Genomic DNA, 23,901 nt, shown 5'->3' with positions numbered 1-23,901 from the left:
TCATGGAAGCCAACGTCCAATGCGCATTCGTACTCTCGCTCTTATTGCCGCCGTTGCGTGTGCTGGTGTAACAGTGCCAGCCACCGCCGCCGAGCATGGTTCCTATTACTCCACCAAGCAGCACTATGAACCGCAGGGGCGGGAGTACTCCGAAGCTCCCGCAGGATTCCGACAGATCTATACCTCCACGGTGAACCGGCATGGCTCGCGTGGACTGTCTAGCTTTAAGTATGACGACCTCGCGCAGCAGATGCTGGAGTATGCCCAGGAGCGTGATGAGCTCACGGATTTAGGAGAAAAGCTCATTCCGCAGGTAGAAGCGATGATTTCCGTGAATGAGGAATTGGCCGGTGGCGCCGGACAAGACGCCGGATACGGAAACCTCACCGCAGTTGGGCGGGAAGAACTGCGGGGGATTGGTCAGCGCAATGCGCAACGCAATGCTGAGCTTATGCACAGCATCGACAGGGACGACTCCAAGGTGAAATTCATCTCTTCGGGTGAGGACCGCGCTAATGACTCTGGTTGGAATTTCGGTGCGGCGTGGCTGAAGGAAGCTCCCACTCTTGCTGACAACCTTGTGGACGGAACCAACGATGGTCATGTCACCATCGAGCCACGCACTGACCTGATGTATGCGCATAAAGATAAAAAGTCACCGTCGTACGAAAAATATTCGGCGTGGAAAGACTCACCGCAGCTACAGGAAAAGATCCAGGAAGCTTATTCCAAGCCAGCCTCCCAAGAAGCATCGCAGGAGTTGCTGTCCAAGATTTTCACCTCGGATTTTATCGATGAGCTAAAAGATGGGTCCATTTCTTTTAGCGCCCGTGAAAAGGATGGCAAGACAGTAGAAGGAATAGTGGACGCCGCGCTGCAGTTCTACAACCTGTACATTATTGCTCCAGCACTTGCTCATGAGGAGAAAACCCCTGCTGAGGGGTGGATATTTGATCAGTACATGGACGATGCGAGCGGGCCTACTTTTGCATACCTACTGGATGTAGAAGACTTCTATGAGAAGGGGCCGGCTATCGAGGGACGCACTGTTTCTTACGACAATTATGAGCCACTGCTTGAGGAAATGATTGAGGGCGTACAGAATCGCGCGGCCGGTGGTGAAATAGCTGCGGAATATAGGTTTGGTCACGCGGAGACCATCATTCCGCTCGCCGCATTGCTGAAAACACCTGGCTCTGAAAAGGGAGTTCCCGCAGGAGAGCTCTACACCTGGCAGAACTCGGATTGGCGTGGCGACAAGGTCTCCCCGATGGGCGCAAATATCCAGTGGGATGCCTTCCAGAATGACAATGGCGAGACCCTCGTGCGCATGCTGTACAACGAGAAGGAAATTCCCTTCAAGGAGGGGTGTGAGCCAATAAGTGAGGGCTCGACGTTTTATACCATCGATGAGCTGTCCGCTTGTCTGCCGCTTGGTTCTATCTCTGACCACTCTCAAGCCCATATCGACTCCACAGCGGACAGCGGGTACAAGCCACAACCAGGAAGTAGCGTTGCCTCTTCACAGCCGAAGATGTGGGCGGTAGTTGGTGCCCTCGTCAGCGTACTGACTATTGCAGTTGGAACTGTGTACATTAACCGACAGCAGATAGAAAGTCTGCTACATAAGTTCGGCATCCAACTTCCCTTTTAGTAACGGCAGGATATTACTGAGGGGGCGACAAACTGGGAAGTTCTTCTCGAATCACCGTTTAGTGGCGGCTTCCTAAAGGCACGGCCTCTCATATGGTTTCCATAGTTCAATGGAACCGGAAGCAGGCCCACTACAGCTCTAGGTCTAGCGCCATGGCAGCCTTTAGTGCTCGGCTGGACCTAGTGTGTGTCGCCCTTTCGATTTCGACCTTAAAGTATGTCCGCAGCGCAACGCGTGGGTAGAGAAGAACGCGGTGGCCGCTGGATATACAGGTCAAGGGTGATGAGTCTGACCGTGAGACGTGCCGCGTGCTCAAGATGAAGTGGGCCAAGCGCAAGGACGAGGAGACGGGCAAGAATGTCAATGACGTGACGAAGTTGATCTACAACAAACGCGTGACTATCCCTGGCATTCCTGCGGAGTCGGGTGAGTACATGCTGGGCTCGCGCTCAGCGGTGGCATGGTTGATTGACCGCTACCAAGTCAAGAAAGATAAGGCCTCGGGCATTGTCAATGACCCGAACGATTGGGCCGATGAGGTGGGCAATCCGCGCTACATCGTGGACCTAATTGGCAAGGTCACTCGCGTGGCTATGGAGACGGTGCGCATTGTTGATGGGCTGGTAGAGGAAGGCTCGGCTGCGGAAAGTTAGCAGCATTTCGAAGCGATTTTCCTTGAAGCCCTCCGGCCACGCCCGTAGACTTACGGTATCGTAAGTTTCTTGTTGGGGTTGGTTGCGGCTAGCAGAAGGGAAGTACCTCGTGGCACAGATGCATGCAGATAGCGCGCCGGGGCCGGGTCTTGTCCAGCGAACCTATTGGATGGCGGACCGCGGGCCTAGGCCGCTTAGCCGTGGCTGGGGGCATGCAATAGCGGCGTTATTGTCGGTGATTGCCTCCACCGTGCTCATTACCTATGCATGGATGACGCTGCACTGGTGGCAAGGGCTTGGCGTGACTGTCTACGGCGTGGGGCTGGTAGGGCTTTTTGGCGTCTCCGCGCTCTATCACCGCTACCCGTGGGCGAGCGCGCGTGCGGTGCAGTGGTGGCGGCGAGCGGACCACGCGACCATCTCGGTATTTATTGCCGCGACATATACGCCGCTGTGCCTCATCGTGTTATCGCCGGTGCAAGCGGCATGGATGCTAGGCGTTGCCTGGGCAGGAGCGATTCTCGGCGTGATTTTGAACCTGGTGTGGATTAACCACCCGCGCTGGTTAGACGTGGTGGTCTACCTAGCGCTGGGATGGCTGGTGCTGCCGCTTCTGCCCACGCTGTGGACGCAGGCGGGGGCCGCGGTGGTCTGGCTGCTCTTTGCCGGCGGGGTGGTGTACTCGCTAGGCGCGCTGGTCTATGGCTTTAAGTGGCCGGGGCGCAATGCGCGCTACTACGGCTACCACGAGCACTTCCACACCGCGACCATCGCGGCCGCCGTGGTGCACCTCGTGGCGGTGTGGATGGTCGTAGTCCAAGGCGCTGCTTAGTCAGCGTCAGGGAAAAGCTCCGCGGGATCGGTATCGGTCGTAATCGCGGCGGCAAGCAGCATACGGGCTTGGGGCGCGCGCAGGGTGCCAGAGGAGATGACGCCGGCGTCGGCAAGCGTGGCACCGCCACCGGCCCCGCCGTAGATTCCCTCCACCGGGCCGTGATCCACGCGGGTGGTGAGCACCACCGGAACCTTCTTGGCCGCGGCCTGAGCAGCCTGTGCTAGCTCGTCGCCGATATTGCCGGCGCCCATGCCCTCAATGACGATGCCTTCGGCGCCGCTGTCCAAGGAACGCTGGATGAGATCAGCCGGCGCGCCGGGGTAGGCGGCGATAATATCGACGCGGGTATTGCCCAGCGGCTTAAACTTCAGAGCCTTCGGGCGCTGTGGTTGCTTCTCGCCATTGTTATTGGCAAAGCCATCGGCCTTGGAGGTATCGGACTTGAAAGCGCCGCGGGCAGGAATGACATGATCCGCAAAGGCAATGAACGTGCCGCGGCCCCTATTGGCGGGATCGGTGACGGTCTTCACCGCGAGCGCCAGGTTATCCGGGCCATCTGGATTCGGATCATCGAAGGGGCGCATTGCACCGGTTAAGGCCACCGGCTTCTCACTGTCTTGGAAGGTATCGACAGCAATGGCGGTCTCTTCCATGGAATCGGTGCCGTGGGTTACCACAACGCCATCGACGTCCTTGCGCTGCAGCTCCTTGTGTACGGCCGTGATGATGCTATCGGTATCGTCCAAGGTCATCGCGGAAGAATCCAGCTTGGCAATGTCTTTGACCTCTAACGTGAGCTTGTCGCTGTCAAAGGTGCCAGAAAGCGGTTCCACCAACTTGGAGCCGGTAACGGTAGGCACCACCGCGCCGGTCTTATCGTGGGTGCTGGCAATAGTTCCGCCGGTAGAAAGGACCACCACGTGGCCCTCGGCGGTGGCGCGTGGACCCTCGCTTTCCGTGGCGGAGGTTTTGGTGGCCTCCGTGGTTGCGGGGCCAGAACTGGTGGGGCTGTGCGAGGCGGAAGACTCGGGCGTTGCGGCCGAAGTTTCGTCCGCTGGGCGGTTATCCGGATTCTGGCAGGACGCCAAGAGGCAGGCCGAAGCTATCAAGGCTAGGCTGGCGCGGGCCGAGCGGCGCAAGGTTGGGGTGTGCATATTCCCTCGTTTCTGTGTGTGGGAGACGAAAGCAGACGGCAGGAAACCGTCGTCCGCGTATAAGTACATCTAAAGCAGAAAAACGGGGTTGCCGCTGCCACTATGGACTTGCTAACACCGAAACGAGGGGAGAGCAGCTAGTCGATGTGCTGGTTCGACGGCGCCACCACCAGTGGCTTTGGGGAGTACTTCGCGCGTAGCTCGCGCAGCACGGTGGCGTGCTCGGCCAAGCGCTTATCTTCCTCGGTATGTGGATGGAAGGGGCGGGCCACCTGTGGCTGACCATCGTGGTCTAGGGCGATATAGGCCACGGTGGCATGGATGGCGGTTTGCAAGTGCTCGCGGCCGCCGCGGGGATTGCCGGAGCGGACGTGGATGGACATCTGCATCGACCGGGTATCGGTGCGCATCATGCGGGCATCGACCTCGATGAGGTCACCGATAGAAATCGGGCGGTAAAAGCGGATGCCACCGGCATAGACAGCCACGGTGCGCTCTGCGGACCACTCCATGGTGCAGGCCGCACCGGCCTCATCGATCCACTGCATGGCCGTGCCGCCGTGGACCTTGCCGCCCCAGTTGACGTCGGTGGGCTTGGCCAGGAAACGATTGACCATGCGCGGCGCATCAGAAGGCCCGTCATAGGTTTGCTTTTCCATCTCCGCCTCGATGGCATTGCGCAGCTCAATGCGGGACTTGGCTGCTTCTTCTACGCGGCACTGTTCATCGGTTTCCGGCACGAAGGGCGGCACCGGGGTGGACTTGCCAGTGGCAGGGTCCTTGGCTACGAAGATGACCAGGCAATCGCAGGCACGAGTGAAGATGCCTTCGCGCGGGTCAGCCGAAAGCACCTCATTGACGATATGCATGGAAGAACGCCCAGTCATGGCGATGCGCGAGCGCACCTCCACGATGTGCCCGGAAGGGATCGGCCGGGTGAAATGGATATGGCCCACATATGCGGTCACGCAGTATTGGCCGGACCACTGCACGGCGCAGGCATAGGCGGCCTTATCAATCCATTCCAAGACGCGTCCGCCGCTAATGCCGGGGGCGCCGGCCATGGTGACGTCGGTTGGCGATGCCATAAAGCGCAGCGTCAGCGCCGGCGATTTCTGAGTTTCCGCAACGGAAGGCGTAGGTGACATAAACAACAACATAACAGTAGCTATGATGTAGCTATGAAAAAGCCCGTCGATCCCGCTGCCACCCGCGCGGCCGTCATGGCCATCAAAGACTGGATTGCCGCCCCGGCGGAGCACGATAAGCCAGGTAGGGCCCTGCTTGCCGACGCCGTCCGGCGCACCGCCCGCACCCTCGAGGCCGACGCGCCGGGGCACTCCGTGGAGCTGCGCGTACCCCCATTTGTTGCGGTGCAATGCATTGAAGGGCCCCGCCACACCCGCGGCACCCCACCCAATGTGGTGGAGACTGATCCGGAAACCTGGCTGCGCCTTGCGACCGGATTAGCGGACTGGGAAGAGGCCGTAAGTACTGGTCGCGTCGATGCTTCCGGCTCCCGTGCGGGCGAAATCGCGCAGTGGTTGCCGCTCATTCCGTTAGTTTCCAGCGGCGCGACAGGCTAATATAAACGCCGTGGTAGAAGTACATACTCCTAGTATCACCAATCTTGACGATCACAACGAGCAGGAGCCCCGCGAAGAATGCGGCGTCTATGGCGTTTGGGCTCCTGGGGAGGAAGTCTCCAAGCTAACCTACTTTGGACTCTTCGCCCTGCAACACCGCGGCCAGGAGGCCGCCGGCATCGCGGTGGGCGATGATGACCGCATCGTTGTTTTCAAAGACATGGGCCTAGTGGCCAATATCTTTGATGAATCCACCTTGTCCGCCCTGCAAGGAAACGTAGCGGTGGGCCACACGCGCTATTCCACCGCCGGCGGCAAGGAATGGTCCAACGTGCAGCCCATGTTTTCTACCTCCTCCACCGGGGTAGATATTGCCCTTGGGCACAACGGCAATCTGGTCAATTACCTGGAGCTGCGCGAAGAAGCAGTACGACGCGGCCTGATTAAGCCGCACGAGGAGTCCGTTTCTGACTCCATGTGCTTGTCCATGCTGCTTGCCGACGGCGTGGATGAAGACACCTCCGTCTTTGACTCCGCCCGCCATCTGCTCCCGCGCGTCAAGGGGGCATTCTGTCTGACCTTTACCGATGGGCACACCATGTACGCCGCCCGCGACCCGCACGGTGTGCGCCCACTGGTTCTCGGCCGCTTGGCCAAGGGCTGGGTCGTGGCCTCCGAGACCTGTGCGCTCGATATCTGCGGCGCCCAGTTCATTCGCGAGATTGAGCCTGGTGAACTCGTCGCCATCGATGAGGCTGGCATCCGTTCCGTGAACTTTGCGCCGGCCAAGCGTCATGGCTGCGTCTTCGAATACGTCTACTTGGCCCGCCCGGATAGCGATATCAATGGCCGTTCCGTCAATGCTTCCCGTGTGGACATCGGTCGCCGCCTGGCCCGCGAGTACCCGGCCGAGGGCGCGGACCTTGTCATCCCGGTTCCCGAATCCGGTAATCCAGCCGCCGTGGGTTATGCCCGCGAATCGGGAATCACCTTTGCCCACGGACTGGTTAAAAACGCCTATGTGGGCCGCACCTTCATCCAGCCCACCCAGACCCTGCGCCAGCTGGGCATCCGCTTGAAGCTCAACCCGCTGCGCGAGGTCATCAACGGCAAGAAGCTGGTCGTGGTGGATGATTCCATCGTGCGCGGAAATACCCAGCGCGCGCTCATTCGCATGCTGCGCGAGGCCGGTGCCGCCGAGGTGCACGTGCGCATCGCGTCCCCACCGGTGAAGTGGCCGTGCTTCTACGGCATCGACTTCGCTTCCCCGGGCGAGCTGATTGCCAATGCCAGCCCCTCCGACGATCCAGAAACCGTCTGCGCCACTATCTGCGATACCATCGGCGCCGATTCCCTGGGCTTTGTCTCCGTTGAGGAGATGGTGGCCGCCACCGAGCAGCCCCGGTCCGAGCTGTGCACCGCCTGCTTCACGGGCGAGTACCCCCTCGGCCTGCCCGCCGGAAACTCCAATGCAGACGCCGTGCGCACCCTGCTCGGCACCAAATAACAAAGGACTTTTGAAACCATGAGTGACAATACCTACGCCGCAGCCGGCGTCAGCATCGAAGAGGGCGACCGCGCCGTAGAACTTTTCGCCCCGCACGCTAAGCGCGCCACCCGCCCCGAGGTCCTTGGCGGCCTCGGCGGCTTTGCCGGCCTGTTTAAGCTCGGCGATTATAAGGAGCCCATCTTGGCCGCGGGTTCCGATGGCGTTGGCACCAAGCTGGCCGTGGCCCAGGCCATGGACAAGCACGACACCATCGGCATCGACTTGGTCGCCATGTGCGTCGATGATCTCGTCGTCTGCGGCGCGGAGCCGCTTTTCTTGCAGGACTATATTGCCGTGGGCAAGGTCGTGCCGGAAAAGGTGGCCGAGGTAGTCAAGGGCATCGCCGAGGGGTGTGTGCAGGCCGGTGCCGCGCTATTGGGCGGCGAGACCGCTGAGCACCCCGGCATGATGGAAGAAAACGAATATGACGTTTCCGCCACTGCGGTGGGCGTCGTTGAGGCCGATGGCGTACTCGGGCCGGACAAGGTTCGTGATGGTGACGTGCTCATCGCCATGGGCTCTTCTGGCTTGCACTCCAACGGTTACTCCTTGGCCCGCCACGTCCTGCTCGAGCAGGCTGGGATGCCTCTCGACGGCCACGTGGAGGAACTCGGCCGTCCCCTCGGGGAGAAGCTCCTGGAGCCCACCCGTATCTACGCCAAGGACTGCCTGGCTTTGGCTAGCGAGTGCTCCGTATCCACCTTCTGCCATGTCACTGGCGGTGGACTGGCCGGCAACCTCGAGCGCGTCATCCCGGAGGGCCTAGCGGCCGATATTAACCGCGCCACCTGGACCCCAGGTCAGATCTTCAAGCTCATTTCCTCGGTGGGCAAGGTGGAGCTGGCGGAGATGGAAAAGACCTTTAACATGGGCGTCGGCATGATTGCCGTGGTCAACCCCGAAGACCGCGACCGGGCCCTGGCGATGCTAACCGCTCGCCACATCGATGCGTGGGAGCTGGGCACCGTGCGCACGGCTGAAGATGAGGAGCCGCGCGTGGTTATGCACGGCGAGCACCCAAACTTCTAGCAGGGCCTTGGCCCTACCGGGGGGAGAGTATGAGGAAGGGCCCTAGGATTTCCTAGGGCCCTTGAGCTATCCGGTGACGAGCGGAAGATTAGCGTTCGTCGCGGTCGTCATCATCCCATTCGTCGACGTAGTCGGCGTATGGGTCATCCTCTTCATAATCGCGGGAGTCACCCTCTTGCTGTGCAGCGAGTTCCCGTTGTAGGGACTCGATATCCATCTCGGGTGAGTTGTACTTGAGCTGGCGTGCAACTTTGGTCTGCTTTGCCTTTGCGCGTCCGCGTCCCATGTGCATGACCCCCTTGGGTTAGTAGGGCGCGCCAGGGATTCTTGGGCGCCCCATCGGCTTGTCTATTGTGTATCTTCCTGTAAGACACAATAGCCTGTGTGACGAAAAAATTCCGCACCGCCCCCTAGCTAGTGGGAGATTTAGCGTCCGCGCAGCCGGTTTACCGCCTCGCGCCCAGCCTTGGGGCCCTCATCTTCGGGGATGGAGGAAGAGTCGATAGACGCCGCGGTATCGCCCACCTCGAGAGTGCCGGCGTCCAGCGCAGAGCGCTTCGCTAGGCCTAGAGCAATGGGTCCGAAATCGCAGTCATCCACAATCGTGCCGATGCGGCCCACCTTACGTCCATTGAAAGTAATGTCATCGCCCACATTTGGCCGTTGTGGGGCCGAGCCATCGAGATGCAGCTGCACTAAGAGACGAGGGGAGCGGCCGAGATTTTCTACGCGCGCCACCGTTTCCTGGCCGCGGTAGCAGCCCTTATCGAGGTGAACATGGGCTGGGTTATCGGCGCTGCGGCTAATCCAGTGCGGTACCTCGTGGGGGATGGACTTATTATCCAGATCCGCGGCCAGCTCCGGCTCGCGCGCACGCACACGCTCGGCGGTAAAGGCCATAAGTCCCGCCAGTCGCGCTCCAGATTCCTCCAGTAGCTTCGTGGCCTCGACCAAGGATTCACGCGGAACACCAAGGTCAAAGCGCTTGATTCCCGGCCACTGCACCTGGCGGGAAAACTCCACCATGGGGGGTAGCGGAATATCGGTCTCACCTAGGAGAGTGAGGATGGCGATATCGGCTTCCTCTACGGTGACCTCGGACCAAAAGACCATCATGGCGAGGAACTTAAGAAGGGAGTCGAATTGGGCCGCAGGGACGTCGATAAGAAAGGCGTCACCGCTGCGGACGATATCCATGTGATGGAGAATATGGCCTTGCACATCGAGGTCGAGGGCGCCGGCATTAAAACCATCGGGGGCTTTGTCCAGCTTTTGTGACAACAGATTATTAAGGAACTCGGCGGCATCCTTGCCGCTCACGCGAATGACGCGGCGTTGGGAACGGTCAATGACTATGGTGCCGCCATCGGCGGCCCGTTGCTCGCCCAGCGGATTGCCATAGTGCCAGGCCACGCCCTGGGCATCGAGTACGGTCGCGTCCTGGTGCTCTGCGGCACCGGCGCGCTGCAAAAGAGGCGAAGAATAACTCACAACTACCGATGGTAGGGCATAATCAAAACTATGAAGTTTTCGCCGCGAAAAGAGCCGGTTATCTACGTTGTGGAGCCCTTTGGAGGGTCGGTACGCAGGCACCTTCCCACGTTGCCTCTCGTCTACGCGGATGATGCCGCGGTCACCCGCGGCGATGGCATCTTTGAATCCCTGCTCGTACGCGGTGGAAAAGCCGCTAATTTGCAACGGCACGCGCAGCGCTTTTGCGACTCCGCGCGCACCATGAACTTGCCGGAACCGCCCATGGAGAAATGGGAAGAAGCTACGCGGCTCGCGATCGCGGACTTCTGCGGGGACGAGACCGGAGATGCCAAATGTACTTGGACGTACACTCGCGGGCGCGCCTCCACGGGGCGTCCAAGTGCGTGGGTCGTGGTCCAACCAATCGAGGACAAGGTACTAGAGCAGCGCGCCCACGGCGTAGCTGTGATGACCAGTCCGCGTCTATGGCATGTGGCGGAGGAGTTGCCCGCCAAGACCCTCAATTATGCGGCCACGATGGCGATGCTGCGGATGGCACGGGAGAAAGGCTTTGAAGACCTCATCCTCACCGACCCGGAGACCGGAGAAATCCTGGAAGGGGCCACCTCGACCGTGGTGGCCGTCAAAGGGGAGAAACTGCGCACCGCTGCCGGCCGCGGCATCTTGCCTGGCACCACGCAGGCAGCCCTCTTCGCCCACGCCAAAGAAAAGGGCTATCGCTGCAAGGCTAAGCCGCTGACTGTGGAGTATTTGGAAAAGGCGGACTCGGTATGGCTGGTGTCCTCGGTGCGTGTTGCCGCCCGCGTTACCCGGCTCAATGACAAAAAATTAAAGGCCCCGGATAACGTGGATGTTATCCGAGACCTTATTGATGCAGCGCTAGGGGCTTAGCCAGCGATGCGGGTGAGCTCCGCAGACATGTAGGGGCGCATTTCGCCATCCACCATGCGCTCGTCTACCCAGCCCAGGTTGTTATTGGGCATCAGGCCGTACATGCGCTTGCCCGGTCCCAGGTTCTTCGGTCCGGTTTCGGTGACCATGGTGGAAGCGGATTCTAGCTGCCATGCACGGTCATTGAATGGTTCGCCATAGAAGATTTCCACGATGCCGGTAGAAGAGGTGTAGGTGACCTCGATTTCATCCTTTTCCGAGATACGCCAGAAGCCGGTCTCGCGCACGGAGGGGCCTTCCGGCTTGCCCTCGGTATCGATCTTCCAGGTGCGGGAGCTAAAGGTCAGGTAATTTTCGCCGTCATGGGCGATGACTAGCTGCTGGCCAAAGGTATATTCCTTGCCCTGCGTATCGTGTGCCTGGCCCTCACCCTGCCAGACACCGACGAGGGGGAGCAGTCCCAGCAGGCCGTCGTGCAGCGATGGGCCCTGACGCAGGTTAGCGGTATCGTCCGGAACCGGGGTATCGCCCAGCTCGAGAGCCGGGATATTGCGGCTAGCAGCGTCCTTCCACTGCTCGGCGGCCTGGTTCACGGCATCGTTGCCGTTGAGCTTTCCCGGATCATTTTCCGGGTGGGAAGCCGCGGTGCTTTCGATGTTTTGGGGGGTGGTTTCATTATTATTTTCGCTCATGGGCGTCCAGCCTAGTCGTGAACCCGCCTATTTAACTACTAGACTTGGGCCTCGTGCATGCATTGATGATCTCGAACCCCAACTCGACCTCACAAACCAACGCCCTTTTCCGCCAAATCGTTCCCTGCCTGCAGGCGGTAGAAGGCCTGCACCTCAAGGTGCAATTTACGCATTACCCCGGCCACGCTGAAGAAATGGTCAAGGGAATGACCAGGGATGATTATGACGTCATCATCGCCGTGGGTGGAGATGGCACCGTCAATGAGGTAGTCAACGGACTCCTTGGTCCGGCCGATGGGCAGCGCCCCGACCCTAACTCCATCCCGGCGCTGGCCGTGATTCCTACCGGCTCCGCCAATGTATTCGTGCGCGCTCTAGGTTTTCCCAACACTCCGGTGGAGGCCACTCACGTACTGGCGCGCATGCTCGAGCGGGATCTTCGGCGCACCATTTACCTGGGCACGTGGAACGATCGCTGGTTTGCCGTTAACGCCGGCTTCGGCTTGGACGCAGATGTTTTGGCACGCGTGGACCGCGCCCGTGAGCAAGGCTTTGCCGCCACCCCACTGCGCTACCTCAACGTGGCCATTCGGGCCTGGAGCCGCGCACGGAAGAACCCTCCACACATTGCGGTCACGGCCGAATCCAGCACCGGCGAGCGTCTCCACAAGGATGATGTACCGCTGATGTTTACCTCGAATACCAACCCGTGGACCTTCCTGGGGCCGCTGCCGGTAGTGACTAATCCCCGCAATTCCTTTGATGAGGGCCTTGCCCTCTTTGGATTGGAGGAGTTTAGCGGGCTCGGCGGCGTAGTTGGGCTATTGCACCTTTTCGGTGCCGATAAGCGCGGATGGCTGAATAAACTCACCAAGGAAAAAACGGTGGCTTTCGACGATGCCATGCGCGTTGAGCTAGTGTGCCGCGAGCCGCAGCGTTTCCAAGCCGACGGGGAATCGGAGGGGCGGTTTGCTGCCGTTACCTTGGCCTCCGTGAAAGACGCCATCGAGGTCTTCGCCCCGCAGGATAGGAGAGAGGTCCATCAGCGCGCGATGAAAGAAGTGCTGCGGGACTTTATTCGCCTGCGCTAGTCTGCGGCGCAGGACCCACTCGGTGTTTGGTATCGGCGGCCTTCTTTTCTGCCTCTTCTACGGCCTTTTGCTCCGAACCCTCAATCTCTAGAGGGGAGAGCTGGGCCAGTTGCACCTTAATATTGCGCCGCTGTACTTCGAAAGAAATTGTGCCGCCCTGCATCTTCACCGCCGTGGCCTGGGCGGGAAGCGGTAATTGGCGGGTATCGAAGTTGAGGGAAAAGGCCTTTTGTAGGCGCACATCGTCGGTGCCATAGACCTGCATGCGAAACTCCGGCCCCACTAGGCGGAGGGTTACCTTGGCGGTGGACTTCTGGGCGTCGCCAGGCAAGGTGCCCGTTAGCTCCGCTTCCGCGGAAGTGCCGCCGGACGGGGAGATATCGTCTGGGTTAGCGATGGAGAGATCGGTAATCCCCAGCAGGCGGCCCAGCGCCACCCCGTCCAAGGAAATGCCGCGCGAGTAGGTAGAGACGGGCGCGCCTTCCAGATCCCCGTTCATTACCTGCTCAGGGGTGACGGTAATATCGCGCAGCACGGTAGAGGCATTGACCATGCCCAGCTTGGGAACTTCCACGTCCAGCGCCTTGACCTCGAGGTAAGGGATTTCCTTTGAGGCCGCTGCCCATACATACGGGGTTCCACCGATAAAGACATCTGGCGTATTGTCTAGCCGCGAGTTGGCCTTCACGGCCTGCGCCACCTTGTGCTCCGCGTGCATTGCCACGCATGCATCCGCTACCCAGGCCGCGATCAGCACGCACACACCGAGGAGGACGTGCGCGATGCGCCGATCAATCTTTAGAACACTCACCCCTCCATTCTTACCCTACGTATTCTGGGGCTTATGACTAGCAATGCCTTTAAGATTACGGAAGAAAACCTGCCAGACGCTCCGGAACTTGCCCGCCGCATTGAAGCGCTGGCTGCGCAGGCCGAACGTGCGGATGGAATGGTGCCCCTTTCAGAGCAATTCCTTAATGGCCTGACCGATTCCCGCCTGCAGCACCGCCATTTGGTGGCCTGGGTAGGCGAGCATCCGTGCGGCGCTGCGGGCGTGGAGGGTTCCACGGCCGAGCTGTTTATCGCTCCTGAATTCCGCGGGCAGGGCTATGGCGCCTCGCTTTACGACGCCGCCGCGGAAACCTCCCACCTCCAAGTCTGGGCCCACGGGAACCTGCCGGCCGCACAGGCTTTGGCACGCTCCCGTGACCTGCAGGTCATCCGCAAGCTAGTGGTCATGGGCATTGGGGGAGAAGAGCTCGCGGCGGCTGCCCAACCGGAAGACTTGCCTTTGACCGCCCTTAATTACTCCGAGGCGGTAAATAGATGGGGCAAGGACTTTGTGGAAAAGCAGTGGCTCGAGGTCAATAACGAGGCCTTTTCCTGGCATCCCGAGCAAGGCGGCTGGGATCTAGATCGCCTGCACCGCGGCATGGAAGCGGATTGGTTTGATCCCTCTGACCTGCTTTTCTTGTGGGATACGGCCGGTGATCCGGTCCTCGCCGGTTTCCACTGGACCAAATGGCATGTGGAGGAAACACCGGGATTCGGCGAGGTCTACGTAGTGGGTTTGGCTGAGAACTATCGCGGCAAGAAATTGGGCGGGCCGCTGTTGCAGATTGGCCTGCGCCGAATGGTGGAAAAGGGAGCTCAGCGGGTAATTCTTTATGTGGAAGCGGACAATGATCCGGCGCTGAAGGCGTACGAGCGCCTAGGGTTTAAGGTTGATGAAGAACACGTCGTATGGGGTGCGTGTGATTAAAGTCATGGGGTGAGCCGCGTTTGTTCACCCAGTGTTCACCTCTTGGCACCCTTTTGGTCAGATCCTGCGGATAGCTTTACACCCTGTGAGTTAACCGCGCCTGTGCACCTGCATCTCGCCCCAGAAGGCGGAGCGGGATGCAGGAAATATCTCTCTAGGAGATGCGGTTTCCTCGGACAATCAATCTCTGATCTGCACCGGAAAGGGTTTTCCCGTGATTCGCAACTTCAAGCGCACCGCCGCAATCTTCGGCATCGTAGCCGCCACCTCTACCGCTCTCGTAGCTTGCTCTGAGGAGTCTGGCTCTTCCTCCGATTCCGCTGGTGGCGAGGACGTCTCCGGCGAGCTCGTCGGCGACGGCGCGTCCTCCCAGCAGAACGCAATGTCTTACTTCCAGACCGCGTTCTCTGAGGATCACCCAGACGCTTCCCTGTCCTACAATGCTTCCGGTTCCGGCGCCGGCGTTGAGGCCTTCACCAACGGCCAGGCTGACTTCGCTGGTTCTGACTCTGCCCTGAAGGAAGACGAGGGCGAGGTTGAGGCTGCTGCTGAGCGTTGCGATGGAAACGAGGCATGGCACCTGCCAACCACCATCGGTCCGGTTGCAATCGCCTACAACTTGGGTGACACCGAGATCAACCTTTCCACCGAGACCCTGGGCAAGATCTTCAAGGGTGAAATCAAGAAGTGGAACGACAAGGCTATTGCCGCTGACAACGAGGGCACCGACCTGCCGGACAAGGACATCACTGTCATCTTCCGTTCCGACGAGTCCGGTACCTCCGCAAACTTCCAGAAGTTCCTGAAGGCCGCTACCGGTAACTGGGACTCCGAGGGCAAGCAGTTCCCGGATGCTGTTGGTGAGGGCGCTAACGGTTCCGCCGGTGTTGCTGACCAGGTTGCAAACATCGACGGTGCTATCACCTATGTCGAGGCTGGCTTCGCAGACCAGAAGGAAGGCGACGGCGTCAAGAAAGCCAAGATTGACTTCGGCCACGGCCCAGTCGAGCTTTCCACCGAGTCCGTTAACAAGGCTCTGGAGAACCTGGAATTCAAGGAGACCGACTCCGAACACAACATGGTGGTTGACTCTGAGGCACTGTTCTCCTCCGATAACGAGGGTGCATACCCGCTCATTCTGACCACCTACAACATCGTCTGCTCCAAGGGCTACGACGAAGAGACCTCCAAGCTGGTCAAGTCCTTCTTCACCACCGTCCTGGATCACCAGGATGACCAGCTGGCTGAGCAGGGCTTCATCCCGGTTGAGGGTGCTCACCTGGATAAGCTGAAGGCTGCTGTTGACGCTCTGCAGTAAGCGCTAAAGCTGTAGAAGCTTAGTACCTCCCGCCCCCACTGCCGCAATCGATTCGCGCTTTGGGGGCGCAGGTATGTAACGATATTTTCCATTTTTAACGCTGAAAAGGATTAACAGTCTCATGGCAGACAATAATCTCACCACGGCTCCAGAGCAGGCGGACGCGAATGTCACCGCTGCCGAGCGAGTCTCCAACAGCGGACACGACGAGGTAGCTGTCTCTAGCTCCCAAAGCGGCGTGAAGCGCCCGGGCGACCGTGTCTTCGAGTTCCTGTCCACTGCTTCGGCAACACTTATCACCGTCATGATTGCCGCCATCGCTGCCTTCCTGCTGTGGCGTGCCGTTCCGGCCTTGGCCGTCAATGACGGCGGCATCATGGGCTTCTTTACCTATGGCGGCCGCTGGGAGACCACCGATACTTCCGCGATGAAGTTCGGCATCCCGACCATGTTCGGTACCACCGTCCTCATCTCCGTCTTCGCCCTTCTGCTGGCTATGCCGGTGGCCTTGGCCATCGCTATCTTCCTGTCCAACTACGCGCCTGCCCGCTTGGTCAAGCCTCTCGGCTTCTTGGTGGACATGCTCGCTGCGGTTCCTTCCATTGTTTATGGTCTGTGGGGCTGGCAGGTTCTCGGCCCGGCGCTATCCGGCTTCTACTCCTGGATGGAGTCTTGGGCCGGTGGCTTCTTCCTCTTCCATGTCTTCGATAACTCGCCCTCCTTTGCTACCGGCCGCAACTTGTTTACCGGTGGCATCGTGCTCGCCGTGATGATTTTGCCGATCATCGCGGCTACCGCCCGCGAGGTCTTTGTTCAGACCCCTCCAGGCCAGGTGGAATCCGCCCTGGCGCTGGGCGCTACCCGTTGGGAAGTTATCCGCATGACCGTGCTGCCATTCGGCATGTCCGGCTATATCGCCGGCTCCATGCTCGGCCTGGGCCGTGCACTGGGTGAGACCATGGCGCTGTACATGGTCGTCTCCCCGCTGATTGACTTCCGCTTCTCGCTTTTCGACGGCGGCACGACCTTCGCCACGGCCATCGCCCTGGCATCTGCCGAGTTCGGTAACGAGATGCGCGCTGGTGCCTACATCGCCGCCGGCCTCATGCTGTTCTTGCTGACCTTCGTGGTCAACGCAATTGCCCGCGCCATCGTGAAGAAGAAGTAAGGAGGGGAGGATCAATGACTACGACTACTAATGCCAAGCCTGCCTCCCAAGGCGGCGCGACCTTCTTGGACATCTCCGGATCCCGCAAGATGGCTAATAGTATTGCCACCGCGGTGGTCTGGGGTGCAATGCTTCTGGCCATGGTTCCCCTGGTGTGGGTTCTGTGGGAGCTTATCGCCCGCGGCAGTGGCGTCATCCTCAACGCCGAGTGGTGGACCGCTTCCCAGCGCGGCATCATGAATAGTGCTGCCGGCGGCGGTGCCGCTCACGCGATTGTGGGTACCTTGGTTCAGACCATTCTGGCCTCTATTATCTCCATCCCGATCGGTATTTTCACCGCCATCTACTTGGTGGAGTACTCCAAGGGTGGCTGGCTCGGCCGCATCACTACCTTCATGGTGGACATCCTCTCTGGTGTGCCTTCCATCGTTGCAGCCCTGTTCATCTTCGCCATGTGGATTACCCTCTTCGGTTTCGGCCGCTCCGGTTTCGCTGTGGCGCTGTCCCTGGTGCTGCTGATGATTCCGATTGTGGTGCGCAATACCGAAGAGATGCTGCGCGTGGTTCCAATGGACTTGCGTGAGGCGTCCTACGCGCTCGGTGTACCAAAGTGGAAGACCATCGCCCGTATCGTTCTGCCTACCGCCCTGTCCGGCATCGTCACCGGTATCATGCTGGCGATTGCCCGCGTGATGGGTGAGTCCTCGCCGGTGCTGGTCTTGGTTGGTTCCTCCTCCGTCATTAATTGGGATGCCTTTAAGGGATCTCAATCCTCGCTCCCGCTGATGATGCTGGATATGTACAAGGCAGGCGCTCAGCCAGCCGTACTGGATAAGCTCTGGGGTGCAGCTTTGACGCTGGTTATCCTCATCGCCGTCCTCAATATTGCGGCCCGCATCGTGTCCGCAAAGTTCTCGGTTAAGAAGTAAACGCCGTAACACTCGATTCCGCCATACACTTGCTAGAGGAGAAACTCCCAAATGTCTAAGCTCGCGCTCAATGACGTGAACATTTTCTACGGCGATTTTCACGCCGTGCAGAACGTGAATATGCAGATCCCGGCCCAGGCCGTGACTGCATTCATCGGCCCTTCCGGCTGTGGTAAATCCACCGTGCTGCGCACCATCAATCGTATGCACGAGGTCATTCCCGGAGCCTCGGTAAAGGGTGAAATCCTGCTCGATGGCACCAATATCTACGGTCCAAAGGTTGACCCAGTTTCCGTTCGCAATACCATCGGCATGGTCTTCCAGAAGGCTAACCCGTTCCCCACGATGTCTATTGAGGACAATGTGGTTGCAGGCTTGAAGCTTTCAGGTGAGAAGAACAAGAAGAAGCTCAAGGAAGTCGCTGAGAAGTCTTTGCGCGGCGCCAACCTGTGGGACGAGGTCAAGGACCGCCTGGACAAGCCGGGCGGCGGTCTCTCCGGTGGTCAGCAGCAGCGTCTGTGCATCGCCCGTGCAATCGCAGTGGAGCCAGAGGTGCTGCTCATGGACGAGCCTTGTTCTGCGCTGGACCCGATTTCCACCCTCGCCGTGGAGGACCTTATCCACGAGCTGAAGGAAAACTTCACCATCGTTATCGTGACTCACAATATGCAGCAGGCAGCCCGTGTATCCGATAAGACTGGCTTCTTCTCCCTAGAAGCAACCGGCAAGCCAGGCCACCTGGTGGAGTTCGATGACACCACCAAGATCTTCGAGAATCCTTCCCAGAAGGAGACCGAGGATTATATCTCTGGCCGCTTCGGCTAAACAGCAGAAAGATTGTCCGAGAGAAGGGGGCCGGTTCGAAAGAACCGGCCCCCTTCTTTGGTACTGGAATCCGTCTAGCGGCGGAACTGTCGCTCGAGGTCCGCCATCCGGGCTTCAAACTCGGCGTCCTTTTTGTCCTCTTCTAGTTTTTTGGCATAGTCGTGGGGCAGCAGGCCAGTGGTCAAATAGATAATATGGCCGGCAACCGAAACGCAGTGATCCGCGTAGCGCTCGTAGTAACGCGTAATTTGCGAGGTCTCTACTGCTTCGCGCACGCTGCCTTCCCATTCACGCTGGGTCAAGATACGCAGGATATGGGAGTTAATATCATCTACCGCATCGTCGTCGGCGCGGAGATTAATGGATAAATCGGCGTCGGGGGTGACGAGAATATTGTGGATCACGGACCCCATTTCCTCGGTGAGGCGGTACAGTTCCTCAAAGTAGCCCATGTAGTTCGCAGGCACCACGGGATCAGGATGGCGGCGGCGTGCGGAATCGGCGATGTGTTGGGCTAACCGGCCCATGCGGTAAAGATCTTCCACGATATAGATAGACGAGACTACTTGGCGAAGATCCTGTGCCATGGGGTTTTCCAGTGCCAAAAGTGTTACGGCACGCTCAGAGCACCTAACTCGGATCTCATCTAGCTCCTCAGTCATGGTGAGGGCGTCTTCCGCGGAGTCCAAGGCACCTTGCAACAGCGCCAAGGAAGCCTTATCCATGATGCTGCGCACGGTATCGCACATCACGATGAGGTCGTGGGAGAAATTGTTTAGGTGTTCCCTGTAAGCGGCACGCATGCCAAAGATGATAGCGAAAGTTTTTGTGGTATGCGCAACTTAAGCAGGGGTTAAATGCACGATTCCTGTATGTCCCTATCTGCTCTTATGCTGCTGTCAGGTTATCCGCCGGAATTCATTATGTCTGCGGCGACCGGAACGCACTCGTCCTCTGGGTCGTCGAGCCAGCCATCCGGCAGTGCGACCTTGGAGGGGGAGCCTTGGCGGCCGCGGGCACCGTCGGCGTCGGCAGCCAAGGCGTCGGAATCCGCCCAAGGTGCGAGTAGCTCCCGCAAAGCTGCGAGGGAATCCACCTTTGCCAAACCGGCGCGGACCTGGCCGCCGACAGGGAAGCCGCGCAGGTACCAGCCGATGTGTTTGCGAATATCGCGGGAAGCATTGTCCTCGCCATCGTGCTCCGCCAGGAGTTCCGCGTGGCGAAGAATCACCTGAGTAACCTCACCTAGGGTCGGCTCAGCTGGAATTGACTCGCCGCGAAGAGCAGCGCCGAGCTCGGCAAAAAGCCACGGGCGGCCGAGGCAGCCGCGCCCGACCTGCACGCCGTCGCAACCGGTCTGTTCCATCATGCGGCGGGCGTCCTCGGCGCGGAAGATATCGCCATTGCCTAGGACCGGAACGCCAGTATCCGCTAAGTGCTCCTTGAGGCGCGCGATCTCGTCCCAGCGTGCCTTGCCGGAATAGCGCTGGGCGGCGGTGCGGCCGTGGAGGGTAACTGCGGCAGCGCCAGACTCGACAGCAATTCGCCCGGCATCAAGATGCGTATGGTGCTCATCGTCAATGCCCACGCGCATCTTCACGGTAACGGGGATATTGGTACCTTCGGTGGCCTTGACGGCGGCGGAAACGATATTGCCAAAGAGGCGTCGCTTATAAGGCAATGCGGAACCCCCGCCGCGGCGGGTCACCTTAGGAACTGGGCAACCAAAGTTCATGTCGATGTGGTCAGCCAGGTTCTCGTCCACGATCATCTTCGCGGCCTTATAGGTATATTCCGGATCCACCGTGTAGATCTGCAAGGAGCGGGGATCCTCTTGCGGTGTGAAGGTGGTCATGTGCAACGTCTTTTCATTGCGTTCTACTAGTGCGCGGGCGGTGACCATCTCGCAGACATAGAGGCCCGAGACAGTGCCGGTGCGCGCCAGCTCCTGCTCGCGGCACAACGTGCGGAAAGCAACGTTGGTTACCCCCGCCATCGGGGCGAGGATGACAGGGGAGGAGAGATCATAGTGTCCAATGCGCAAATTCACGCCCCAATTGTGCTAGTTAACGGGGGAAAATAGCAACTAGTGCCATAGTGGTGGCGTTCCCTGTTTCTGTTTTATGGGGTGGACATCACACAAAAGTGGTGGAAATCTTGCAAAGATTCGCTAATGTGGGCTGTGTAACTAATTAGAACGGCCGTTATTTTGGCTGGCCCCTTGATGAAGGAGGATTACCCTTGTCCGAGAGAATCGCGTACGCCCCATTTGAGAAGCTCGTCGTTTCTGCAGAAGAGGCTGCTCAGCACGTCAACCACGGTGACCGCGTAGGCATTTCCGGCTTCACCGGCGCCGGTTACCCTAAGGGGCTACCCACCGCCATTGCAGAGAAGGCTAAGGCTCTGCATGAAAAGGGCGAGGAATTTAAGATCGATGTCTTCTCCGGTGCTTCCACCGCCCCTGACTGCGATGGTGTCCTAGCGGAAGCTGAGGCGATTCGCTTCCGCTCTCCTTATAACTCCGATCCCACCCTGCGTAAGCAGTTTAATGACGGTACCGCGCTCTACCAGGATATTCACCTGTCTCACTCGGGTCAGCAGGTAGAAGAGGGCTTCTACGGGGATTTCCAGGTGGCCATCATCGAGGCCGTGCGCATTACGGAAGAAGGCCACGTGGTGCCGTCCTCCGCTGTAGGCAATAACCTCGAGTTCATCGAGGCTGCCGATAAGATCATTATTGAGATTAATGAGTGGCAGTCCATCAACCTCGAGGGCATGCACGATATTTACCGCATTGAAAAGCTGCCTAACCGCCAGCCAATCCCTATCACGAAGCCAGGTGACCGCATCGGTACCACCTACATGGAGGTACCGGAGGACAAGGTGGTCGCAGTGGTGAAGACTAACGCCCCAGACCGTAACGCACCCTTTAAGGAGCCGGACGAGATCTCTGAGAAGATCGCTGCAAACTTCATCGAGTTCCTCGAGGGTGAGGTTGCCGCCGGCCGTCTTGAGTATGACAAGTTCATCATGCAGTCGGGCGTGGGCAACGTCCCGAACGCCGTGATGGCCGGCCTTTTGGATTCCAAGTTCGAGAATATTCAGGCCTACACCGAGGTGATCCAGGATGGCATGCTCGATCTTATCGATGCCGGCAAGATGACCATGGCTTCTGCCACCTCCTTCGCGCTGTCCCCGGACTACGCGGAGAAGATGAATGCGGAAGCAGACCGCTACCGCAAGCACATCATCTTGCGCCCGCAGCAGGTCTCCAACCACCCGGAGGTCATCCGCCGCGTCGGCCTGATTTCCTCTAATGGCATGATTGAGGCCGATATTTACGGCAATATCAACTCCACCAACGTCTCCGGCTCCCGCATTATGAACGGTACCGGTGGCTCGGGTGACTTCACCCGCAACGCCTATATCTCCACCTTCGTCTCCCCGTCGGTGGCTAAGGATGGCGCAATTTCTGCGCTGGTTCCGTTCGTGTCCCACACGGACCATACGGAGCACGACACCATGGTCATCATCACCGAGTACGGCGTGGCCGACCTGCGCGGCCTGGCTCCAAAGGAGCGCGTGGAGAAGGTTATCTCTGTGGCTCACCCAGATTACCGTCCGCTGCTGGAGGAGTACTTCGACCGTGCTAAGGAAAATAAGTTCCAGCACACCCCACACGACCTGAAGACCGCCTTCGACTTCCAGGTTCGCTTCATGGAAAAGGGCGATATGCGCGGCTAATCTAGCCGTGCCTTGGCAGGCGCTCAGTGGCGAGCTGGGCGCCTTCTGCTTTCCGACGCCCCCCTAATTAGGACTTTGCAAATGCTGCAAGCTAAGATATAGCGACGTTGGGCCTTTAGCTCAGTTGGTAGAGCTACGGACTTTTAATCCGCAGGTCGTGGGTTCGATCCCCACAGGGCCCACAACTGGAGCCACCTTATCGGGTGGCTCTTTTTAGTTTTTCACCATCTTCTTGATGGCGCGCATGGCTTCTTCTAGCTTCTCAGTGGCTACCTCCCCGTCCTCTGCGGCGGCCCCGGCTACGCAGTGCTCAATATGGTCCTCGAGGAGTGCCAGCGAGACATTTTCTAACGCAGACTTCACGGCCGAAATCTGGGTAATGATGTCAATGCAGTATTGGTCTTCTTCGACCATGCGGTGAATGCCGCGGGTCTGTCCCTCGATGCGTTTAAGCCTAGCGAGGTAACGATCTTTACTCTTGGAATCCGCGTTATATCCGTGCACGTGCGGCTCGTGGCAAGAGCACGTTTGATGCTGGTCAGACATGGTTCCTAAACTTTCTGGGGGAGCGATTTTGTAACTTGGTGAGGTCTCCAGTATATTTCTAGAAGTCGCCGTAGCGCGACGGGCCCCCATCGTCTAGCGGCCTAGGACACTGCCCTTTCACGGCAGCGGCACGGGTTCGAATCCCGTTGGGGGTACCAACACGAAAGTGTTGGTTCGAATTGAATATTCGATTGGCCTTGTGGCGCAGTTGGTTAGCGCGCCGCCCTGTCACGGCGGAGGTCGCGGGTTCAAGTCCCGTCAAGGTCGCAGAAAATGCAGCAATCGTAGAAACGATTGCTGCTTTTGTTTTGGTACGTTGGTGCTAACTAAGGAATGTGGGGAGTTAGCACCGTGGAACCATACGTAGGGATTGTCATCTTTGAGCTCGTCTCGCAGGATTCGGAGCTTAGGAATTTCTACCGAGAAGACTTCTTCCTCGTCTATGCGGATTCAGAGGAGGAGGCGCGCCACAAGGTTGCTGACCGAGCTCACGAGCAAGAGTATAAAGAGCTGAAGTTGCGCCACATTGTAGATGTTGCCCCGGCCCTCTATGGCTATGTGGACCGAGATTGTGACCTTTACTCGCGGCACTTTGCCTCAATGGAAGACTATGAGCGCTTTGAGATGAAATTGGGAGGAAGCGATCCGCTTCAAGCTCCCAAATAGTCTTCTGACGTGCTGATTTGGTGAGTGTTGGGAGTCTTCTGTAAAGTAACTATCCGTGCCAGAGAGCACACATAATTTAAAATGGCCTTGTGGCGCAGTTGGTTAGCGCGCCGCCCTGTCACGGCGGAGGTCGCGGGTTCAAGTCCCGTCAAGGTCGCCGAAACCTTCGGGTTTCTGGCCAGATAGCTCAGTCGGTAGAGCACACGCCTGAAAAGTGTGGGGTCGCCAGTTCGATCCTGGCTCTGGCCACAATCATGGCTCCTCGTAAGAGGGGCCATTTTTGCTTAGTATGGTCCCATGGAACACGCTATTGCA

The 23,901-nt window shown here is 58.9% G+C and carries 23 protein-coding genes, 5 tRNA genes and 1 pseudogene; 20 read left to right on the top strand and 9 right to left on the bottom strand.

Annotated features, from left to right (window positions below; genetic code table 11):
* Window positions 1-19 precede the first annotated feature (19 nt).
* The 3 genes and pseudogenes from L8V22_RS02105 (at window position 20) to trhA (ending at window position 3,139) form a co-directional block, all read left to right on the top strand.
* Window positions 20-1,654, top strand: a complete 1,635-nt coding sequence (locus tag L8V22_RS02105) for a histidine phosphatase family protein (protein ID WP_269966381.1) — start codon at window positions 20-22, stop codon at window positions 1,652-1,654.
* 254 nt (window positions 1,655-1,908) lie between these two features.
* Window positions 1,909-2,307: pseudogene (locus L8V22_RS02100) on the top strand (type ISP restriction/modification enzyme); the annotation flags it as partial.
* 118 nt (window positions 2,308-2,425) lie between these two features.
* On the top strand, window positions 2,426-3,139 hold the full coding sequence (gene trhA, locus L8V22_RS02095) for a PAQR family membrane homeostasis protein TrhA (RefSeq protein WP_238802153.1): 714 nt from the start codon (window positions 2,426-2,428) through the stop codon (window positions 3,137-3,139).
* On the opposite strand, the gene L8V22_RS02090 is transcribed toward trhA, so the two are convergent.
* Entirely contained in the window at window positions 3,136-4,296 is a 1,161-nt protein-coding gene (locus tag L8V22_RS02090) for an asparaginase (protein WP_238802129.1), read from the bottom strand. The two genes, trhA and L8V22_RS02090, sit on opposite strands and share 4 nt — an antisense overlap.
* Window positions 4,297-4,433: 137 nt before the next feature.
* A complete protein-coding gene (locus L8V22_RS02085; protein ID WP_238802130.1) occupies window positions 4,434-5,444 on the bottom strand; it encodes an acyl-CoA thioesterase in 1,011 nt (336 codons plus the stop codon).
* A gap of 33 nt (window positions 5,445-5,477) precedes the next feature.
* Here L8V22_RS02085 and L8V22_RS02080 point away from each other — a divergent pair, with 33 nt between their 5' ends.
* The 3 genes from L8V22_RS02080 to purM are packed head-to-tail and all read left to right on the top strand — an operon-like array spanning window position 5,478 to window position 8,460.
* Window positions 5,478-5,882, top strand: a complete 405-nt coding sequence (locus L8V22_RS02080; protein WP_238802131.1) for a sterol carrier family protein — start codon at window positions 5,478-5,480, stop codon at window positions 5,880-5,882.
* 10 nt (window positions 5,883-5,892) lie between these two features.
* On the top strand, window positions 5,893-7,389 hold the full coding sequence (gene purF, locus L8V22_RS02075) for an amidophosphoribosyltransferase (protein ID WP_238802132.1): 1,497 nt from the start codon (window positions 5,893-5,895) through the stop codon (window positions 7,387-7,389).
* Between the two features lie 18 nt (window positions 7,390-7,407).
* Window positions 7,408-8,460 carry a phosphoribosylformylglycinamidine cyclo-ligase gene (gene purM / locus L8V22_RS02070; RefSeq protein WP_238802133.1) on the top strand — a complete coding sequence of 351 codons (1,053 nt, stop codon included), beginning with the start codon at window positions 7,408-7,410 and terminating at the stop codon, window positions 8,458-8,460.
* A gap of 88 nt (window positions 8,461-8,548) precedes the next feature.
* Here the strand turns inward: purM and L8V22_RS02065 are convergent, their stop codons facing one another.
* Both L8V22_RS02065 and ygfZ read right to left on the bottom strand, forming a co-directional pair.
* A complete protein-coding gene (locus tag L8V22_RS02065; protein ID WP_005330028.1) occupies window positions 8,549-8,746 on the bottom strand; it encodes a DUF3073 domain-containing protein in 198 nt (65 codons plus the stop codon).
* A 140-nt stretch (window positions 8,747-8,886) separates the two neighbouring features.
* Complete coding sequence (gene ygfZ, locus L8V22_RS02060) at window positions 8,887-9,951, bottom strand: CAF17-like 4Fe-4S cluster assembly/insertion protein YgfZ (protein ID WP_238802134.1); 1,065 nt, start codon at window positions 9,949-9,951, stop codon at window positions 8,887-8,889.
* Window positions 9,952-9,981: 30 nt separating this feature from the next.
* Here ygfZ and L8V22_RS02055 point away from each other — a divergent pair, with 30 nt between their 5' ends.
* Window positions 9,982-10,845 (top strand): aminodeoxychorismate lyase, encoded by an 864-nt coding sequence (locus tag L8V22_RS02055; protein WP_238802135.1) that lies wholly within the window; start codon window positions 9,982-9,984, stop codon window positions 10,843-10,845.
* Here the strand turns inward: L8V22_RS02055 and L8V22_RS02050 are convergent.
* Window positions 10,842-11,537: a heme-binding beta-barrel domain-containing protein gene (locus tag L8V22_RS02050; protein WP_238802136.1), complete on the bottom strand. Its 696-nt coding sequence runs from the start codon at window positions 11,535-11,537 to the stop codon at window positions 10,842-10,844. The two genes, L8V22_RS02055 and L8V22_RS02050, sit on opposite strands and share 4 nt — an antisense overlap.
* A gap of 65 nt (window positions 11,538-11,602) precedes the next feature.
* On the opposite strand from L8V22_RS02050, the gene L8V22_RS02045 reads away from it, so the two are divergent.
* On the top strand, window positions 11,603-12,628 hold the full coding sequence (locus tag L8V22_RS02045) for a diacylglycerol/lipid kinase family protein (protein ID WP_255711936.1): 1,026 nt from the start codon (window positions 11,603-11,605) through the stop codon (window positions 12,626-12,628).
* Here L8V22_RS02045 and L8V22_RS02040 read toward each other — a convergent pair.
* Window positions 12,612-13,439 carry an LmeA family phospholipid-binding protein gene (locus L8V22_RS02040; protein WP_238802138.1) on the bottom strand — a complete coding sequence of 276 codons (828 nt, stop codon included), beginning with the start codon at window positions 13,437-13,439 and terminating at the stop codon, window positions 12,612-12,614. The genes L8V22_RS02045 and L8V22_RS02040 overlap by 17 nt on opposite strands.
* Before the next feature lie 33 nt (window positions 13,440-13,472).
* On the opposite strand from L8V22_RS02040, the gene mshD reads away from it, so the two are divergent.
* The 5 genes from mshD (at window position 13,473) to pstB (ending at window position 18,630) form a co-directional block, all read left to right on the top strand.
* On the top strand, window positions 13,473-14,390 hold the full coding sequence (gene mshD / locus L8V22_RS02035) for a mycothiol synthase (RefSeq protein ID WP_238802139.1): 918 nt from the start codon (window positions 13,473-13,475) through the stop codon (window positions 14,388-14,390).
* 214 nt (window positions 14,391-14,604) lie between these two features.
* Window positions 14,605-15,708 carry a phosphate ABC transporter substrate-binding protein PstS gene (gene pstS, locus L8V22_RS02030; RefSeq protein WP_238802140.1) on the top strand — a complete coding sequence of 368 codons (1,104 nt, stop codon included), beginning with the start codon at window positions 14,605-14,607 and terminating at the stop codon, window positions 15,706-15,708.
* Window positions 15,709-15,829: 121 nt separating this feature from the next.
* Window positions 15,830-16,876 (top strand): phosphate ABC transporter permease subunit PstC, encoded by a 1,047-nt coding sequence (gene pstC, locus L8V22_RS02025; RefSeq protein ID WP_238802141.1) that lies wholly within the window; start codon window positions 15,830-15,832, stop codon window positions 16,874-16,876.
* A gap of 14 nt (window positions 16,877-16,890) precedes the next feature.
* Window positions 16,891-17,805, top strand: a complete 915-nt coding sequence (gene pstA, locus L8V22_RS02020) for a phosphate ABC transporter permease PstA (RefSeq protein ID WP_238802142.1) — start codon at window positions 16,891-16,893, stop codon at window positions 17,803-17,805.
* A gap of 51 nt (window positions 17,806-17,856) precedes the next feature.
* Window positions 17,857-18,630, top strand: coding sequence for a phosphate ABC transporter ATP-binding protein PstB (gene pstB, locus L8V22_RS02015; RefSeq protein WP_023019857.1), 774 nt, complete (start codon window positions 17,857-17,859; stop codon window positions 18,628-18,630).
* 74 nt (window positions 18,631-18,704) lie between these two features.
* Here pstB and phoU read toward each other — a convergent pair whose 3' ends face one another.
* A complete protein-coding gene (gene phoU, locus L8V22_RS02010) occupies window positions 18,705-19,433 on the bottom strand; it encodes a phosphate signaling complex protein PhoU (RefSeq protein WP_238802143.1) in 729 nt (242 codons plus the stop codon).
* 101 nt (window positions 19,434-19,534) lie between these two features.
* Window positions 19,535-20,680, bottom strand: a complete 1,146-nt coding sequence (gene dusB / locus L8V22_RS02005) for a tRNA dihydrouridine synthase DusB (protein ID WP_238802144.1) — start codon at window positions 20,678-20,680, stop codon at window positions 19,535-19,537.
* A gap of 191 nt (window positions 20,681-20,871) precedes the next feature.
* Between dusB and L8V22_RS02000 the strand changes: the two genes are divergently transcribed.
* Both L8V22_RS02000 and L8V22_RS01995 read left to right on the top strand, forming a co-directional pair.
* The gene (locus L8V22_RS02000) at window positions 20,872-22,374 is read left to right on the top strand and encodes an acetyl-CoA hydrolase/transferase family protein (RefSeq protein WP_238802145.1); all 1,503 of its coding nucleotides are present in this window, start codon (window positions 20,872-20,874) and stop codon (window positions 22,372-22,374) included.
* A 109-nt stretch (window positions 22,375-22,483) separates the two neighbouring features.
* Window positions 22,484-22,556 (top strand) — tRNA-Lys (locus L8V22_RS01995).
* A gap of 31 nt (window positions 22,557-22,587) precedes the next feature.
* Here the strand turns inward: L8V22_RS01995 and L8V22_RS01990 are convergent.
* On the bottom strand, window positions 22,588-22,920 hold the full coding sequence (locus L8V22_RS01990; protein ID WP_238802146.1) for a metal-sensitive transcriptional regulator: 333 nt from the start codon (window positions 22,918-22,920) through the stop codon (window positions 22,588-22,590).
* Window positions 22,921-23,002: 82 nt separating this feature from the next.
* Between L8V22_RS01990 and L8V22_RS01985 the strand changes: the two genes are divergently transcribed.
* The 5 genes from L8V22_RS01985 to L8V22_RS01965 all read left to right on the top strand — a co-directional run bounded on the left by L8V22_RS01985 (window position 23,003) and on the right by L8V22_RS01965 (window position 23,835).
* Window positions 23,003-23,078, top strand: a tRNA-Glu gene (locus L8V22_RS01985).
* 35 nt (window positions 23,079-23,113) lie between these two features.
* A tRNA-Asp gene (locus tag L8V22_RS01980) sits at window positions 23,114-23,187 on the top strand.
* An 84-nt stretch (window positions 23,188-23,271) separates the two neighbouring features.
* On the top strand, window positions 23,272-23,586 hold the full coding sequence (locus L8V22_RS01975) for a DUF4288 domain-containing protein (protein ID WP_238802147.1): 315 nt from the start codon (window positions 23,272-23,274) through the stop codon (window positions 23,584-23,586).
* Window positions 23,587-23,669: 83 nt separating this feature from the next.
* A tRNA-Asp gene (locus L8V22_RS01970) sits at window positions 23,670-23,743 on the top strand.
* A 19-nt stretch (window positions 23,744-23,762) separates the two neighbouring features.
* Window positions 23,763-23,835, top strand: a tRNA-Phe gene (locus L8V22_RS01965).
* Window positions 23,836-23,901 lie beyond the last annotated feature (66 nt).

Origin of the sequence: Corynebacterium yonathiae, assembly GCF_027570195.1 — a bacterium.
GTDB lineage: Bacteria > Actinomycetota > Actinomycetes > Mycobacteriales > Mycobacteriaceae > Corynebacterium > Corynebacterium yonathiae.
This window is presented reverse-complemented; position numbering and strand designations above follow the sequence as displayed.

Excerpts from the sequence above, each read along its gene's own strand:
- mshD (WP_238802139.1), top strand. The coding sequence starts at position 13,473 with ATGACTAGCAATGCCTTTAAGATTACGGAAGAAAACCTGCCAGACGCT.
- pstA (WP_238802142.1), top strand. The coding sequence starts at position 16,891 with ATGACTACGACTACTAATGCCAAGCCTGCCTCCCAAGGCGGCGCGACC.
- L8V22_RS02065 (WP_005330028.1), bottom strand. The coding sequence starts at position 8,746 with ATGGGACGCGGACGCGCAAAGGCAAAGCAGACCAAAGTTGCACGCCAG.
- purM (WP_238802133.1), top strand. The coding sequence starts at position 7,408 with ATGAGTGACAATACCTACGCCGCAGCCGGCGTCAGCATCGAAGAGGGC.
- L8V22_RS02080 (WP_238802131.1), top strand. The coding sequence starts at position 5,478 with ATGAAAAAGCCCGTCGATCCCGCTGCCACCCGCGCGGCCGTCATGGCC.
- L8V22_RS02050 (WP_238802136.1), bottom strand. The coding sequence starts at position 11,537 with ATGAGCGAAAATAATAATGAAACCACCCCCCAAAACATCGAAAGCACC.
- L8V22_RS02045 (WP_255711936.1), top strand. The coding sequence starts at position 11,603 with ATGATCTCGAACCCCAACTCGACCTCACAAACCAACGCCCTTTTCCGC.
- L8V22_RS02055 (WP_238802135.1), top strand. The coding sequence starts at position 9,982 with ATGAAGTTTTCGCCGCGAAAAGAGCCGGTTATCTACGTTGTGGAGCCC.
- phoU (WP_238802143.1), bottom strand. The coding sequence starts at position 19,433 with ATGCGTGCCGCTTACAGGGAACACCTAAACAATTTCTCCCACGACCTC.
- L8V22_RS02105 (WP_269966381.1), top strand. The coding sequence starts at position 20 with ATGCGCATTCGTACTCTCGCTCTTATTGCCGCCGTTGCGTGTGCTGGT.
- pstC (WP_238802141.1), top strand. The coding sequence starts at position 15,830 with ATGGCAGACAATAATCTCACCACGGCTCCAGAGCAGGCGGACGCGAAT.
- pstB (WP_023019857.1), top strand. The coding sequence starts at position 17,857 with ATGTCTAAGCTCGCGCTCAATGACGTGAACATTTTCTACGGCGATTTT.
- L8V22_RS02090 (WP_238802129.1), bottom strand. The coding sequence starts at position 4,296 with ATGCACACCCCAACCTTGCGCCGCTCGGCCCGCGCCAGCCTAGCCTTG.
- L8V22_RS02085 (WP_238802130.1), bottom strand. The coding sequence starts at position 5,444 with ATGTCACCTACGCCTTCCGTTGCGGAAACTCAGAAATCGCCGGCGCTG.
- L8V22_RS01990 (WP_238802146.1), bottom strand. The coding sequence starts at position 22,920 with ATGTCTGACCAGCATCAAACGTGCTCTTGCCACGAGCCGCACGTGCAC.
- trhA (WP_238802153.1), top strand. The coding sequence starts at position 2,426 with ATGCATGCAGATAGCGCGCCGGGGCCGGGTCTTGTCCAGCGAACCTAT.